Annotated in this window: 10 protein-coding genes; 3 read left to right on the forward strand and 7 right to left on the reverse strand. The window is 52.4% G+C overall.

Going from position 1 to position 15,712, the window contains the following annotated elements; genetic code table 11:
* Positions 1 to 58 precede the first annotated feature (58 nt).
* The 6 genes from N0M98_RS14725 to N0M98_RS14750 all read right to left on the reverse strand — a co-directional run bounded on the left by N0M98_RS14725 (position 59) and on the right by N0M98_RS14750 (position 9,413).
* Positions 59 to 1,216 (reverse strand): N-acetylglucosamine-6-phosphate deacetylase, encoded by a 1,158-nt coding sequence (locus N0M98_RS14725; protein ID WP_259618350.1) that lies wholly within the window; start codon positions 1,214 to 1,216, stop codon positions 59 to 61.
* Between the two features lie 42 nt (positions 1,217 to 1,258).
* Positions 1,259 to 2,281 (reverse strand): Gfo/Idh/MocA family protein, encoded by a 1,023-nt coding sequence (locus tag N0M98_RS14730; RefSeq protein ID WP_249865690.1) that lies wholly within the window; start codon positions 2,279 to 2,281, stop codon positions 1,259 to 1,261.
* A 144-nt stretch (positions 2,282 to 2,425) separates the two neighbouring features.
* Entirely contained in the window at positions 2,426 to 3,460 is a 1,035-nt protein-coding gene (locus N0M98_RS14735; protein WP_259618351.1) for a LacI family DNA-binding transcriptional regulator, read from the reverse strand.
* A 108-nt stretch (positions 3,461 to 3,568) separates the two neighbouring features.
* Positions 3,569 to 4,567: a Gfo/Idh/MocA family protein gene (locus N0M98_RS14740; RefSeq protein ID WP_259618352.1), complete on the reverse strand. Its 999-nt coding sequence runs from the start codon at positions 4,565 to 4,567 to the stop codon at positions 3,569 to 3,571.
* Between the two features lie 89 nt (positions 4,568 to 4,656).
* Complete coding sequence (locus N0M98_RS14745; RefSeq protein WP_259618353.1) at positions 4,657 to 5,403, reverse strand: glucosamine-6-phosphate deaminase; 747 nt, start codon at positions 5,401 to 5,403, stop codon at positions 4,657 to 4,659.
* A 407-nt stretch (positions 5,404 to 5,810) separates the two neighbouring features.
* Positions 5,811 to 9,413, reverse strand: coding sequence for a fibronectin type III domain-containing protein (locus N0M98_RS14750; protein ID WP_259618354.1), 3,603 nt, complete (start codon positions 9,411 to 9,413; stop codon positions 5,811 to 5,813).
* Between the two features lie 392 nt (positions 9,414 to 9,805).
* Here N0M98_RS14750 and N0M98_RS14755 point away from each other — a divergent pair, with 392 nt between their 5' ends.
* The 3 genes from N0M98_RS14755 to N0M98_RS14765 are packed head-to-tail and all read left to right on the forward strand — an operon-like array spanning position 9,806 to position 13,334.
* Positions 9,806 to 10,768 (forward strand): ABC transporter permease, encoded by a 963-nt coding sequence (locus N0M98_RS14755; RefSeq protein ID WP_259618355.1) that lies wholly within the window; start codon positions 9,806 to 9,808, stop codon positions 10,766 to 10,768.
* A gap of 18 nt (positions 10,769 to 10,786) precedes the next feature.
* A complete protein-coding gene (locus N0M98_RS14760) occupies positions 10,787 to 11,677 on the forward strand; it encodes a carbohydrate ABC transporter permease (RefSeq protein WP_249865696.1) in 891 nt (296 codons plus the stop codon).
* A 37-nt stretch (positions 11,678 to 11,714) separates the two neighbouring features.
* On the forward strand, positions 11,715 to 13,334 hold the full coding sequence (locus N0M98_RS14765) for an extracellular solute-binding protein (RefSeq protein ID WP_259618356.1): 1,620 nt from the start codon (positions 11,715 to 11,717) through the stop codon (positions 13,332 to 13,334).
* Here the strand turns inward: N0M98_RS14765 and N0M98_RS14770 are convergent.
* A complete protein-coding gene (locus N0M98_RS14770) occupies positions 13,331 to 15,661 on the reverse strand; it encodes a helix-turn-helix domain-containing protein (protein ID WP_259618357.1) in 2,331 nt (776 codons plus the stop codon). The two genes, N0M98_RS14765 and N0M98_RS14770, sit on opposite strands and share 4 nt — an antisense overlap.
* Positions 15,662 to 15,712 lie beyond the last annotated feature (51 nt).

A 15,712-nucleotide genomic window follows, 5' to 3' on the forward strand; every position in this document is an offset into this window, starting at 1 on the left:
TCACTTTGCGATTGCATAATTGACAACTACAGCTTTAAAACCGCCCGTTGCTTACATGTCAAGCTTCCAGTCTTTTATAAACCGTCTTTGCGTTCAGCACCGTCTCTCGAATACTCAGCTTTCCGCCGGAATCCGGATCATCGAACAATGTCAGGTTAGCGGTCATTCCTTCGGCAATCCTGCCCAGCCTGTCAAAGCCCATAACGGTCGCGGGGCGGATGGTTGACGCTTCGATTGCCTCTCCGAGGCTAATACCTGTTAGCTGAACCGCTGCCGCAATTCCCCAATCAAGAGCTTGTGCCGAACCGGCTAAAATATCGGGATTTGCCGCCGTAGTCAGCCTGCCGCTGGGATGCAGTTCTACTTCCGAGCCTATGCTGCTCTTGTAGCATCCTGCAGGCATGCCGCCGAATTTCACGCAGTCGCTGACGAAGATCGCTTTATCGCGTTTAGCCCGAATCATTGCCTTCAATACGTTAGGAGCAAGATGATGACCGTCCGGTATGAAGGTTGCCCACAATCCGTCGTTGGCAAGTTGATCCCAAATATAGTTCGGATGACGCGGCAGCATTGGATGAGAACCGTTCCCCAAATGAGTGGAGAGAACCGCGCCCGCTTGAACAGCCGCTTCAATCTGTTCCGTCGTCGCCTTCGTATGCCCCAAGCTGACAACAATGCCCGACTCGGCCAATTTGCCGATAAATGGAATCGCGCCGTCCCGTTCGGGTGCGATTGTAACGAGACGAATCCGGTTGCCCGATGCCGCCTGCCATTCAGCGAATTCCGCCCAATCCGGATTGCGGATATGCTTCTTGTCATGGGCTCCGCGCGGACCGTCTTCTTCGGACAAATAAGGGCCTTCGAGATGTATGCAGGGTACGCAGGCTCCGGCCATCTCCGATGATTCGCATGCTTCCGCTATGGCGGTTAATGCCTGACGGATGCGCTCGAAGCTGCCGGTTATTACGGTTGGCAGGTAGGTCGTCACTCCCCTTGCAAGCATAGCGTTAGTTACACCGATAACATCCTCGGCCGTTGTCACTTCCCCATTGAAATCAAACCCGGCGAAGCCGTTCACTTGCAAATCTATCCAGCCGGGGGATATCCACGGAGCATTCTCCTGTTCGCCGATCTCGGTCACAGACCGAATAACGCTCTTGTCCGCTGTAATTTCAACATACTTTCCCGTCCCCGCGAGTCTTCCTCTCCATTTCAACGTGTATGCACCTTCCCCTAAGATAAATCCTTGCATCGTAATTTATTTAAACTGAGCTGGAGTAGAAAAATCGATAGTTTTCACCCGTTCGTCCGCATCAAGCGTTGCCCGCATGGCGGCTAAAATATCATCGGCACGCAGAATAGCTTCTTTGCCGTATACCCGATTTAAAAAGTCCTCGGTAATCTTCAAGGGGGGCATATCCGCCTCCACTCGGGTCGGCGGTTCCCCGTCTGTCACGTACATATAGATCGGTTGTTCGGAAACTAAAGGATCTCCTGCCAAACGAAGCTCGGCGCACCCTTCCGTACCTACAACGAAAATTCGGCAATCGCCCCATGTCCAGCTCTTAAGCGGGGTATGCCAATCTGCATAAAGCTGCGCAAATATCCCGCCCTCTAACAGTACCTGCAAACCAACGGCGTCGTAAAAAGCCGGATATTCCGGCAGCATGTTTTTGCTCATATAGCCTTCCGATCCGATGATCTCTCTTCCCGTCAGCCAGCGCAGGAGATCAAAGTCGTGAATGAGGAGATCAATCAAGATGCCGCCTGACTGCTCCTTTGAAAAAAACCACCGTGGCCTTTTATCCGCCATGAGGCGGTGCGGCTTGCGCATCCCGATGCTGACTATCCTTCCTAACGTCCCGCGATCGATTTGTTTTTTCAACGAATAGATCGGCGGGTTGAAGCGTTCCGTCAGCAGCATTCCGATCTGAATAATTCCTCTTCTGCTCACCGCTTCCAGACGGCGGTAACCGTCTCTGCTTATGACAACGGGCTTGTCGAGCATGATATGTTTGCCCGTTCGTTCGCATATTTCCACGATGTCTATTTTTTCACTGTTAATCGCAGCGCAGCCGACGATATCGATTTCAGCGGCAAGCATGTCGTCCATGCTGTTCGCGAGCGGAATGCCGAACTTATCGGCAATCGATCGTGCGATGCTGTCCTGATCCGGTTCATAAATACCGGCGCATTCGTGACCAAGCTCCAGCATTTCTTGAATAAACGTAGCGATATGAGCATGCTGGCATCCGATAACAGAAAACAGATGTTTGTTCACAGTTTATCTCTCCTCGGTTCGTTAGTGCATACCGCGACAACGGCGATCAGATTCGATTTCAATCCATTACGAGAAGTGAAAAAACAAACCCGCTTTGCAAGCGGGCCATTGGGGGTTCAGCATATCAGATAAGCTTGTTGCGGCTTATTTTTTGACTGCCACGGTGCTGCGCTCGATCAGCTTGGGCTGCAGCACAATGTCAATCTCCGCTTGCCCCCCTCCCATCAGCTCCATCAGCATGTTGTACGCCAGCTTCCCCATCTCGTAGCTCGGCTGATGAATGGTCGTCAAAGGCGGTGCAATCATTTGGCTGAAATCAATATTGTCGAAACCGACGACGGAAATTTGCTCAGGTATTTTCACGCCATGGGCAGCCAGTTCATTGATAACCCCTAAAGCTGTCATGTCGTTGCAAGCGAATACGGCCGTTGGCAGCTCGTCAAGATCGAACAGCCGCCGCGTAAGCAGCTTCCCATTTTCGAATTCGCCTCTCGTCTCATCTCCCTCCGCGGGCTCCGACACTTTCACCAGCCGTTCCTCCACGGCAATGCCCGCCTCCTGCAGCGCGTCGCGGTATCCGTTAAAAATGCTTTGTCTGCTCGGACGGTCCAAAGGCGCGGTAATAAAAGCGATACGACGATGGCCTTTGTCCACCAAATACTTGGTCGCCATGTATCCGCCTTTTCGGTAATCGAACTTGATTTGGAAAACGTCCTGTAAATCGATCGGCTGATCGATAGCGATCACCTTAAGTCCCAGCTTTATAAGTCTGGCCAGTAACGCGCGGTTGAACGAGATCGACGAAAGGACGACGCCTTTCACCTGATTTTCAAACAATTTTTCCAGATACTCGTCTTCCTGCTTCGGATTTTGCAAGGAATTGCATAAGAAAACATGATAATTATTTCTGCGCGCCATTTCTTCGATACCTAGGACGACCGAAGAATAAAACGGGTTGCTGATCGTCGGAACGATGACCCCAATCGTCATGTTCTTATGTGTTTTTAGCTGCTTTCCGACCATGTTCGGAATATAATCATGCTCTTCGGCAAGCTGCTCAATTTTTTTCCGCATATTACTGCTTACCGGATAGCTGCTTTTGCTTAACACTCTTGATACGGTAGCTGGAGAAACGCCGGCGAGCCGGGCGATATCGTGAATGGTTACGCGCTTTTTCATGGAAGATCACACGATCCTTTAATTATAGTAATCGATTGCATTTTCATTGGCTTTACTATAACAAAAAAACCGGATCGTTGAAAGCAGCTCAGCCTCGGCGCATGTTCACTACTCTCCCTCAAAGGCCATGGCAACCTCCGATTTCAGCTCATGCGAGCGGTATATGCCCTCCAGAACTGCAATGACATCTCTGGAATATATCATCGAGCATTCCGGTTCGCGCTCCTCTTCGATGCTTGCAAGCAGCTCACGGAACTGAAGGACGAAGGGGGCCGCTGCGCGAGGCACCAGGATTTGTTCGTACGCACCATTGCGGCTGATCCACACACCTTGGCCAGGAATGACCTTCACCATCGCTTTCGTGAAAACAAGCTCAAGCTCGTTCCTCGGCACGCCGTCGTACCCCGATTGCACAATGGTGGAAGGCATGCCCCGCTCATTCTCAAGGAAGATCACCCCGCTGCCCTCTACGTCCCCTGCCGTTCCGTAATGGCTGAGCGAGGCACGGACCTTGACGATTTTCGCATTTCCGAGCCACATGATCCGATCGACGGAATGGGAGCCCAAATTAAACAGGATGCCGCCTCCCGAACGCTGCTTATCGAGAAACCACGCCGGCCGTTCCGTTGTGTAGTAGGCGGTGTGGCGCGTGTCATTCATCATGACGAGAGGTCCCCATCGCTGCGCTTCGTCTTCAATGAGCTTTTTCGCCAGCAAATTTTCCGCAAGAAAATGCTGTGTATGGCCGACCATCAGTCGAACGCTGCTGCGCCGTACGGCATCGATGATATCGTTGCATTGCTGCGCATTCAGCGCCATCGGCTTCTCCAGAAGCACGTGGCAGCCCGCCTCCGCGCAAAAGACCGCCGCTTCCTTATGCAAATGATGCGGCAGCGTAATGACGGCGATATTCGGCTTCTCCCTCAGCACCATTTCGCGGTAATCCGTATACGCGGTAATGCCGGACGCTTTGGACAGCAGCTCCGCCCGATCGATCCGGATATCCGCTACCGCGACAGGCTTCAATCGCTCCCGCAGCTCGCTTAGCGCCTTCAAATGGCCTTCGGCATTATGCCCGGCTCCTACAACCGCTACCCTATATGTCATTTGGTTCACCGCTTTCTTCTCTGTCGCGTTCCCGTGGTTACAGATTTTATACTTGAGAACTTTCTATCGACGCTTCGGCCGCTTGTTCATCACGCTTCTAACAGTCCGGCATCCACCGCCGAAGCGGATTCACGGTCGAGATAAAGCGTCCACTGCGGATGAGTTTTTAAAATCGTGGAAGGAATGTGATTCGTCAGCTCATTTTCCAGCGTAAGCTTGATCGCGTTCGCTTTCACCCGATACGGTACGCACGATATGATTACGGCGCTTTTCAAGATTTGCCGGATGCTCATCGTAATGGCCTGCTTCGGAACGTCTTCGTTCGAAGGGAACCATCCTTCGCCTACCTGCTGCTGCTTGCAGGACTCGGCAAGATTGACGACCAGATACGGCTCCTCGGTATCGAAATCGGCCGGCGGATCGTTAAATGCCACATGCGCGTTTTCCCCGATGCCGATCAAGGCGAGGTCGATCGGCGCTTCGGTCAATCGCGCGTTCAATTCTTCAATATTGCGGCGAATATCGCCCTCGCCGTTCACTAATGCATAGCGCTCGACAGCGACATGGGCCAGGAACCGCTCCTTCAAATACTTGCGGAAGCTGGCCGGATGCGTCTCCGGCAAATCGACGTATTCATCCAAATGAAACATCTCGACCTTGCTCCAATCCAAATCCGCTTCAACAAAATGCTTAAAAAAATCGAGCTGCGACGCTCCCGTGGAAAGCGTAAGCCGGGCTCTGCCGCGCTCCTTGATCGCAGCGCGCAGCACTTCCGCCGCATGGATAGCCGCAGTTTTTCCCAATTCATCCGAGGTGTTAAGCACTTTTACTTCCATCTTGTAATAGCCTCCCTTAGTTTTCCCGTGGTAAATCCCGGAGGACAACCGGTTCGATTTCATAGATATCGATTTCTTTTTTGAACATAGCAAGCAAATAAATCGGTTTCATCGTTTCCATTCATCTTGATGTCGTAGAAAAAAATCACTGATGCGCCATGGTTACAAGCGCCTAGCCACCGGTTCCTACGATTGCATAGCTTTTCATGCCTCAATCCTTTCTGTTGAAATGCGATAGAAATCGATTTCTATAAAAAGAGTAACATATTCTTCCTTCCATTGTCATCTAAAAATTTTCCGGCAAACCCGCCGCCACGAAAATCCTTCCAAGCTCGCCTCGCGTGCGCGCCGTATACGCGCCGTATAAAGGGTCCGCACCGGCGAATGCGGTGCGGATTTAAACCCGTTTAATTTCTGGTCACATTGAAATTATCGAAATACACATTGCCCGCCGACCGCTGGCTGTAGACGCGGAAGGCGCTAATCTTGGGACTCGCGGCCGTATAAGATTCCTGGGCCGTTTGCGTCAGCGTGCCGTTCTGCGGTCCCGTACGGAACGTTACGGTATCCGTGGCGAAATCGAAATCGATCTTCACCGTATACCAAGTGTTCAATTGGAAACCGGGCACAAGATTGCGATAAGTGCTGCTCGTGCCTAGCCGGTATTTCAGACCGTTCGCCGTATCCGTCTGAATCTCCAGGAAGTTCGAGCCGGTATAGAGCAGAATCTTGTCTCCATTGAAATTCGCTTCCCGCATGTAGTCGAAGCTGAAATGCGCGGTCGGCCCCTCGGCCATGAAGTCGTATACGAAGTTGCCCGTCGCACCGTTTGGAACGCTCAGGCTGCGGTTCGCTCCGCTTGGCACCGCCGCAACCAGCCATGGCGACGGCCATGCGGTAGGATAGGCGGAATACGGCTGTCCTACTATGCCATCATTGAAATCGACCAGCAAATCCGAGGACGGGCCGCCGACCGTCACTTGCACGGGAGCCGACAGCGGCGATTCGCCCTCCGCGTTAATGGCGCTGATCTTGTAATAATACGTCGTATCCGACAGCAGACCCTTATTCCGGTAGGAGGTGTCCGTGATGGCCCCGACCTCCAGCTTCCGGTACGGTCCGTCCAGGCTCTCCGCCCGGTAGATGGCGTAAGAATCGGCTCCGCTTGCCGGATTCCAGCTGAGCGCGACTTCGTTCCTTCTGGCGGTGGCGGTGACGTCAGACGGTTCTGCCGGCCCGTTCCAGGATGTCATGTTGTCGAAGTACACGTTGCCGCTCGTGCGCTGGTTGTAGATGCGGAAGGCGCTGATTTTGGGGCTTGATCCCGTATACGATTCCTGTGCTTGCACCGTCAGCGGCCCGCCCTTGGGCCCCGCGCGGAACGTCACCGTATTGGCGGCGAAATCGAGATCGATCGCCACCGTATACCAGTTGTTCAACTGGAATCCTGGAATAAGATTACGGTACTCGGTCGTCGTCCCTAGCCGATAGCGCAAGCCGTAGACGGAATCAGACACCGTCTCAAGGAAGTTCGAACCCGTATAGAACAAGAGTTTATCCAGATCCGAGTTTTTCTCCCGCATGTAATCGAACCGGAGATGCGAGGTCGTTCCTGCAGACGTGAAGTCGTACGTGAACGTCCCGATCGCATTCGGCGCGACGCTGAGGCTCTTGTCGGCCGAGCTCGGCGTAGGCGATACAAGCCAGGCAGCAGGCCATTCGGCCGGCGCGAAATAAGGCTCTCCGTTCGTTCCGTCGTTGAAATCGACGGAAATCGGCTGAAGCGGCGCTTTCGTCGTGGCGGCGGCATGCAGCGACAAATCGGATTCTCCGTAAGATGTAACGGCTGATACTTTGTACGCATATTCGGTCCCGGCGGTCAATCCGTCGTTGATGAATACCGGGGCCGTCAGCGCCGATGCCGTCAGCTTCGTATACGCGCCGTTTGCGCTGGCCGCCCGGTAGACGTTATACCCGGTCGCTCCAGCCACGGGCGTCCAGTCCAGCCGGATCGAATCCCGGTCCAGCGCCTGCGCCCGCAAACCGCTGGGAGCTCCGTTCACGGCAACCTTCGGCACTGCGGGAACGGTCCCTTCCGGGAAGGTGCCTATCGTAAGCTCGTTCAAGTATTTCTCCAAATTGGTATACCCGTCGCCGCTAAAATCGGCTTTCCCGTCGAGAGCGTTATTCGGATTCAATCCGTGCTCCAGCTCCCATACATCCGGCATCCCGTCGCCATCCGTATCCGCAGGCACTTCGGTCGTTTGCAGTTCCGGCCATTGCAGCGTTACTTTCGTCGCATGCTTCCCGTCCAAGGTGGCTTGATCCTCGGCCGTTACGTTGTTCGCCGTATAGATGACGCTCCCCGTCCCGTTGATCACGTCGTTCACGAGGGTACGGTCGACTTCATCCCGCTTGAGGCTGGCGCCGGCGTAATTCAGCACCTTCCCGTAAGCGACGTCAGGACTGTCCTGCGGCGACGGATTCGGCATCGCGAACGGAGTGCTGACGAACATCTGCGGTTTTTTGTAGATGCCGCTGAAGTTGTTCGGGTGGCTGCTGGAGGACAAGCTGCCGTCCCGGCGAACACTCTTGTTGCCGGTGAGCGCGATATTGGAACTATGCGGCGGGTTCGCATCAACCACATCCGTCTCTGCCATCCGGTCTTCAACCTGGGTGCTGATTCCGGCCTTGTAGTAATTGTTGACCATGTTGCCCCGATCGTTCTGGCCGTACATGCTCTTATAGCCCCAGTCATAAATCACATTGTTGCGCACGTCCATCGATTTGCCGGAAAACCGCGGATTGCGGCTATCGTTGTGGGCGAGCAAATTGTAGTAGAATGAGGCATTGTCGCCGCCCCAGATTCCGCCGTAACCGTGAAACCCTTTGCCGGGCACGTTCGATTTCACGATCGTCGGGCCAATCGTGCTATATTGCAGCGTGAAGTCCACATTCTGATAAAAGGAAAACGACTCGTCGCTCCCCCAACTCGCCGAGATATGGTCGAAAATGAGCTGCGAGCGATGCCGCCCCGTGGTGCCGTCCATATCGACGCCCGCTTCGTCTCCCGTACGGAAGCGAAGATATCGGACAATCAGATTATCGCCTTGGAACACAACGGTATGCTTCTTGAATGTAATGCCGTCCCCAGGCGCGCTTTGCCCGGCAATGGTCAAATTGGAGGACGTTACGTACAGCATCGATTGCAGCTCGATAGTCCCGGACACCTTGAACAGGATCGTCCTGTTGCTCTGACTGACCGCGTCGCGGAACGAGCCGGGGCCGGAATCGTTCAAATTCGTAACGTAATACACGTCCTTGCCGCGCCCGCCTGTTGCGAATTTACCGCCCCCTTCAGCTCCGGGGAAAGCGGGAATCGTGCCGGGCACTACACTCGGCGGCAGCGGAGGCGGGTCCAGAGGCGTGCCGACCGCAGGACCGATCAGCACCGAATACATCCAGCCGAATCCGATATGCCCCGTGGCTTGGTTCCCGCCCAGGGAGACGGTCCCCGCCTTGTATGTGCGCGAGTAGACGCGATAGACGTTCGTTTCCGCGACGTTGCCATCCGCATCCTTGACTTCGGTTTCGATCGTATTCCCCGTAAACGTCCAACCGTATTGCGGGGCCAGCCAATAATCGGAGTTGAATGGGTCCGTTGAAGCGTTGCTGGAGTGCATTGCGACATAAATAGTGGCATCCTTGTCAATCTTGAACGTAAGGAAGGGATTGGTCGGTTCGTTCTTATGCTCACTTCCGCCGCCGGTTTGGATAAACGACATGCCGGCATAAGGGCCTATGTTGGAAAAAGTCGTAGACGGATCGTTGACGTACATTTGCTTGCCGGTTTGCAAATCGTCATACACGGCATAGGTAACCGGATCGTACCACAGGTCGTTCAGCGTAAGATTGCTGATGCCGATCGACGAAGCCATTGCCGGTATTGCGGGCAACAGCTGCATCGCAAGCAGGAGTATAATTAGTAAAGAAATCATTTTCTTCTTCATCTTGTTCCTCCTTTAAGTTTTATACCATCCTGAAACTAGCTCAACTCATTCACTTCCATCCAACGACCTCCTTTGTACCATTAGGAGCCGACTTGTAATCGCTTTCTTTTCGTGATGAGCTTCTATTCGCTCCCATTACTATCGATCATAACTCTCGTACGCCCATACAAACCACTTCCATCTGCTACGGGCACCGTACAATTTTTTAGAAAAAGGCGTTTTCCCTTCCGTAATCTAATGAATAGTACCCCTCTTATGAGATGTACCTTGTGCGCTGGAAGAGGGCTTTGTAATATGACTGTAAGCGTTGCCGGAAGCGCTGCCACAGATCGAAACGGCATGGCGGCCTCCAGTGCAATAAGCGCATCATCATGTGAAAGGAGATGAAGCAAGTGAATCATGTTGCGCCCCTTGTCAGTGATCCGGTGAAAAGACGGAACAGCTGGGCATCTGCGTTCAAGAAAGGGTGGGCACACTCGAAGTATCTTCATTTATTGGCATTGCCGGGGGTTCTGTATTATCTGATTTTCAATTATGTTCCGATGTATGGCATCCTGATCGCGTTTCAAGATTTTCAGCCTTTGAAAGGGGTATGGGGCAGTACTTGGGTCGGTTTCGATCAATTCAAGGCGTTTTTTCAGCATATGTACTTTTGGCGGGTCATCCGCAATACATTGCTGCTCAGCTTTCTCGAATTATTGTTCGTTTTTCCTTTGCAGATCTTGTTCGCCATCTTCCTGAACGAGATACGAAGCCATTTCTATAAGCGATTCGTGCAGACGGTGAGCTATTTGCCGCATTTCATCTCGTTGCCGGCGATCGTCGGGATGCTGTTCATGTTCCTCTCGCCCCAGGACGGCCCGTTCAATATGCTGCTCGTGAAAGTATTCCATATGGAACCGATCAACTTCATGGGTTTGTCGGAATGGTTCCGGCCGTTGTACATTGCTTCCGATATTTGGACGACGCTCGGGTGGGGCGCGATCATCTACCTGGCCGCCTTGACGAACGTGAACCCCGATATGTACGAGTCCGCCTCGCTTGACGGGGCAAGTCGCGTGAAGATGATCTGGCACATTACCTTGCCCGCGATCCAGCCGACTATCATGATCATGCTGCTGCTCCAGATCGGCAAAATGATGTCGCTCGGCGCAGACAAGGTGTTACTTATGCAATCTCCCGTTACGTACGAAGTATCGGATGTGATCAGCACGTTCGTGTACCGCCGCGGTTTTGAGTTCGGCGAATACAGCTTCGCTACGGCGGTTGGATTTTTTAACTCGCTGATTAATATTTTTCTGCTGCTGACCGCCAACTGGTTCGTTAAGAAGACGACCGACAACAGCTTGTTCTAAACCAAAGGAGGCGACTCTATGATCCGCGATCAATCGCTATCGTCAAAACTGTTGGATATTGTGGTGCATGCGGTCATCATTGTGGTCCTAATCGCGACGATATACCCGGTTCTTTACGTATTATCCGCATCTCTCAGCAGTCCGACCGCTTACAACTTGGGCAAGGTATCCATTTTCCCGGTTGATGTTACAATAAAAGCATACCGTCTCATCTGGGAAGCCAAAACCGTCCCTCGCTCTTTCCTAAATTCGGTTATCTATACGACTCTCGGAACAGCGATAAGCATGCTGCTCACGACCTCGCTCGCTTACGCCATTTCGCGGAAAAAACTGACGCTGCGACGATTCTACATGGTGTTCGTATTGATCACGATGTATTTCAACGGCGGAATGATTACCAACTTCTTACTCGTGAAAAACTTGGGGCTGTACAACACAATCTGGGCCATCGTCTTGCCGACGGCAGTATCCACGTATTACTTGATCATCATGCGCTCTTACTTCCAAGCGGTTCCTGAAGAATTAAATGAATCCGCTTACTTGGACGGAGCCAACGATCTTGTCATTTTCATACGCATTACACTGCCTTTATCGATGGCGGCGCTCGTTACGATCGGTCTCTTCTACGCAGTGAACTATTGGAACGCCTGGTTCTCCTCGCTGCTTTACTTGAAAGATTCGGATAAATACCCGCTGCAGATGGTTTTGCGGCAGATCATCATCCGCTCGGAGCTGCTTATGCAATCGATCAAGGCCGGCGAGGCGTCAGCCAGCGAGATGGCCTCTACGGACGTAACGTCGATTAAATACGCGACGTTGTTCGTGTCCATCGGCCCAATGATGATTCTGTATCCGTTCATTCAGAAATATTTCGTCAAGGGCGTCATGATCGGTTCGTTAAAAGGTTGAGCTTACGAAAGATTACGAAACCAAGGGGGAATTAAACATGTTTAAAAAATCGCTTACGCTCGGGGTATCCATCATCTTGCCTCTCACACTCGTCATCGGTTGTTCCGAGAGCAGCGACACGCCGTCACCATCAACAGACGCAGTATCTTCCCCATCCAACGGTAAATACGATAAGGAACTGACGATTACCGTGTCCAGAGCGATATTGGATGCCTCGACGGTTAAGGATGATTTGGAAGCGAAGATGCTGAAAGAGAAATTCAATCTTGTGTTCAAGGCGGAGGACTACAGCCGCAACGATTGGGCGACCAAGATGACGCTGATGTTCTCTACCGGAGACGGCCCCGAGTTCATCCCCTACTCCCGCGATCAATGGAAATCGGTCGAATGGATGTCGTCGGGCTACCTGCGCCCGTTTGAACTTGACGAGATCAAGCAGAAGCTGCCTAACTACCTGAAAATTTGGACCGACGAGGAATGGGATACCGTCCTCAAGTCGACGCGCTTCTCCGACGGCAAGCTGTACTTCTTGCCTAATAAGCGGACGATACCGGTACAGACGGCATGGCAATATCGCAAAGATCTATTTGACAAATATGGTCTGAAGTTCCCGAAAACGCCGGATGAAATGATCGACACGCTCAAGACGATCAAGGATAAAACCGGTCTCATTCCGTTCGTGGTGCCAGGAAACTCGTCGTCTCCGCTGTGGGCTGTCAGCACGTTCTTCCAAATGTTCGGCTTTCCTGACCTGCTGCTCACCTGGAACTCCTACGTGGACCCGGTCACCAAACAGTTTTATGCGTATCCGCTTGCTTCCGACCAAAGCCGCGACATCCTTATTTTTCTGAACAAAATGTACAAGAACGGATTGCTCATGAAAGATTTCGCCACCGCCACCGCCGACCAGACCAACAAACTGATTGCCCAAGGCAATCACGTCATCGCGCAGACGATCAACGACCCTTCCTATATGGACGGACAGCAAAAGGCTGCCGCTCCGGACGTCAAATGGGCGTGGGTCGACAATTTCGACCATCCGAGCAGCGATCCGAAAAAGACGATTTACAAGAAAGAATCGTATTATTCCTTCTGGGGACCGGCAATCAAGAAAGGCACAAGCCAAGAGAAGGTCGACCGTCTGCTTGATTACTTGAACTGGGCCGTCTCGGATGAAGGCCAGCTCTGGTACACGTATGGCAAGGAAGGGGTTACGTACGAGCAGAAGGACGGCGTCCCTACTTTCTTACCGACGATGAGCACGCCAACCCAGGCACAGGGCGACAAGCTGGCGAACTTCGGCATCAATATCGGGGTCATCGGATTAGGCGGCTTCATTACTCCTTACAAGTCGTTTGACGAAACCTTCAACAAAACGAAGCTGGAAATGAGCAAGGTCATCCCGTCCAAACCAGGCTACTACGGGCCGATCGAGCCGATCCTCCAATTAAGCGACGCCGACCGCAAGAAATTGGTCGGGCTTGAAACGACGCTGAACGGCGTGCGCGACGAGTACTGGCTGAAATTCATTATGGGTGCGCTCGATCCGTCCAATGATGCGGATTGGAAAAAGTTCATGGACGCTGCGAATAAAGCCGGTCTGCCGGAAGTCGTGAAGCTGCGGACGGACGCTTACGCCAAAGCGAATAATAGTTAGCCCTGTATTCCCTTGTAGGATGACGGCGACACTCCCATCGTCCTTTTAAAGGCGCGGCGGAACGAATGTGTGCTATTGTAGCCTGCCTGCACCGCGATACTGTCGATGGACGCCGAGCCTTGCATAATCAATCGGCATGCAAGCGAGATGCGCAGCTTTTCCAAATAGGAGCTGAACGTTTCCCCGGATTGCTCTTTGAAAAACTGCGACAAGTACGATTCCGACAAATTAAAATGAGAAGCGATCGCGTATAAGCTAATATTCGGGTCCTGAAAATGATCGTTGATATAAGCCACTATTTTGTCCAGGAGATGCGTATTCCGGCTTTTCTTGTTTCTCTCGTTCGAGCGGCAAAGGTGATGGAATTGAAGGAAGATCTCTCGCAGGATCGGCTCGGTGCCGGAGAAGTCCGGCACGAAACCGGGGTCGTTCTCCTCCGCGATAAAGTGATGTCCGAGCTCATCCTTCAGCTTAAGCTCCGTCGCCTGCAGCTCGCTGAACAGATGCTGCTTCATACCGGCGGACAACGTCCGGGTCAAGAAGTTCTCGTTGTGCAGATGCTGCAAAATGTGGGCAAGCTCCGTGGAGTTCCCCGCCTTAATGACATTCATGAGGCGGATCTCCACTTCCGTCGGATAATAATAGCCGGTCTGCTCTTTGGCCATCCGGGCATACCACACGATGGCCGACTTGTCGCTGTCTGCCACATGGCTGTCGGTGACGGCCAGCTTCGCTTCCTGGTACGAATAGTGCACATCGAGCAGGTCCTCATAGATGCTGCCGATGCCAATCATCGGTACGATGACATACCGCTCCTTGATGTCCCGGTTAATTCGGAGGAAAAGGTCGTCCAAGTCACCGGCAAAGGTCCTCTTTTCCATAACGTCGGATCGAATCAAGATCGCGAGTTCATTCTCATGCATCGTGTGAACATATCCTCTTTCTTGAAGGTGATCACGAATGATCCCCTCTATCAATGCCCGGAGGATGTTCAATTCTTCCAAGCTCTCTGCATTGAGCACTTCGTTATGTTTATAAATACGGAGCACAGCAATGGCAAAGCCATTCCCGTGCATCTCGAGACCTGCATGAACCAGCATCGCATGCATTTGTGCGCGGTCCTCGAACTCGCCCTTGAACAGCCGTTCGATGAACACGTTTTTGAGCGTATCTGCCTGTCGCTGCAGCATTTGCTGCAGCGATTGATTGTTATCGATCAGCCGGGCAATGCTCGTCTGTAAATAATCGACTTCATTCGGCCTCTCGGACTGCTCCGGCTTGCTGCCGAGCGGGTCGTTGCCCCAGAACGCTTTGAGGACCGTGACGATATCTTTCCACGGCTTAGAGTGCCTGTAGGACATCCACAAGGAAATGATCGTGCCGACGACGAGCGTCCCTGCGGCGACGGACAGTGCAATCGTGCGAATGTAATTGACCTTGCCCATCACTTGTTCAATCGGCAAGGACACCACGTATGTCAAGTTGTTGTAAGCCGAACGGGTGTAGACGAAAAGATGGTCTTCTCCCCCTATTTCAGCATGCATATAGCCGTGCTGCTCGGTCGCGCTGCGAATTTTCGCCGGGATGGGAACGTCCGCGCTTGCGGTGACGACTTCGCCCTTGTCATTCAGGATGGTGAACGTCTGACCGTCTGTTTCCTCTGTTCCGTCGATTCCGACAAGCTTCATAATATCCTTGTCCTCCATCGCGAATACGACCACGGCTTGTATCTCTTGGTTCATGCCAAGCGGCAGTGATGTCATGTATGTGATGCCCGACGTCTCTTTCCCTTCCACCCGTACATTCCGGGAAGGGAGCATATCGCGCAAATGCGGCTTATCGAACAGGAACGCATGCCACTCCTCGTACGGCATGCCCTCATATTGAAACTCGTCTTGATAAAATGTGCTTGACGAGTCGGTCATTTGGACTTTGGAGAACACGAGGTCGCTGTTTTTTAGCACAACGAAAAACGTATTCGTGAATGCGCTTCCAGTTAAAGCCGAAGAATGAAAGTCTTTATAATAATTCCATATATCGAAGAGCTCCGGAGAGTTGCCGAGAGGCTTGCGTAAATGATACAGTCCCATTAAGCGTGAATCGTAGGATAGCTTAATCGCCGCTTCGTCCATATCCGTCCATTGCTTGTCGAGCATATCCCGCGCTTGTTCCAAAATGTACAGCTTGGCTTCGCGGGACTGAGTCTCCACGATTTGAACCGCTTCGTAATAGGTAAAGCTCGACAGCACGATCGGGATGATCAGCATGGATAAGAAGGAGATCATAAAGCGTTTGAACACATTGTTGTTGCTGGACTTACCACGCAAGAGCATCCGAGCCACCCCATGATATGCAGTATTATCTGGTTATTTTACCAT

Origin of the sequence: Paenibacillus doosanensis (assembly GCF_025060755.1) — a bacterium.
In the GTDB taxonomy this organism is placed as follows: domain Bacteria; phylum Bacillota; class Bacilli; order Paenibacillales; family NBRC-103111; genus Paenibacillus_S; species Paenibacillus_S doosanensis.

Coding starts and splice junctions, on each gene's coding strand:
- N0M98_RS14735 (WP_259618351.1), bottom strand. CDS start 3,460: ATGAAAAAGCGCGTAACCATTCACGATATCGCCCGGCTCGCCGGCGTT.
- N0M98_RS14740 (WP_259618352.1), bottom strand. CDS start 4,567: ATGACATATAGGGTAGCGGTTGTAGGAGCCGGGCATAATGCCGAAGGC.
- N0M98_RS14745 (WP_259618353.1), bottom strand. CDS start 5,403: ATGGAAGTAAAAGTGCTTAACACCTCGGATGAATTGGGAAAAACTGCG.
- N0M98_RS14750 (WP_259618354.1), bottom strand. CDS start 9,413: ATGAAGAAGAAAATGATTTCTTTACTAATTATACTCCTGCTTGCGATG.
- N0M98_RS14760 (WP_249865696.1), top strand. CDS start 10,787: ATGATCCGCGATCAATCGCTATCGTCAAAACTGTTGGATATTGTGGTG.
- N0M98_RS14765 (WP_259618356.1), top strand. CDS start 11,715: ATGTTTAAAAAATCGCTTACGCTCGGGGTATCCATCATCTTGCCTCTC.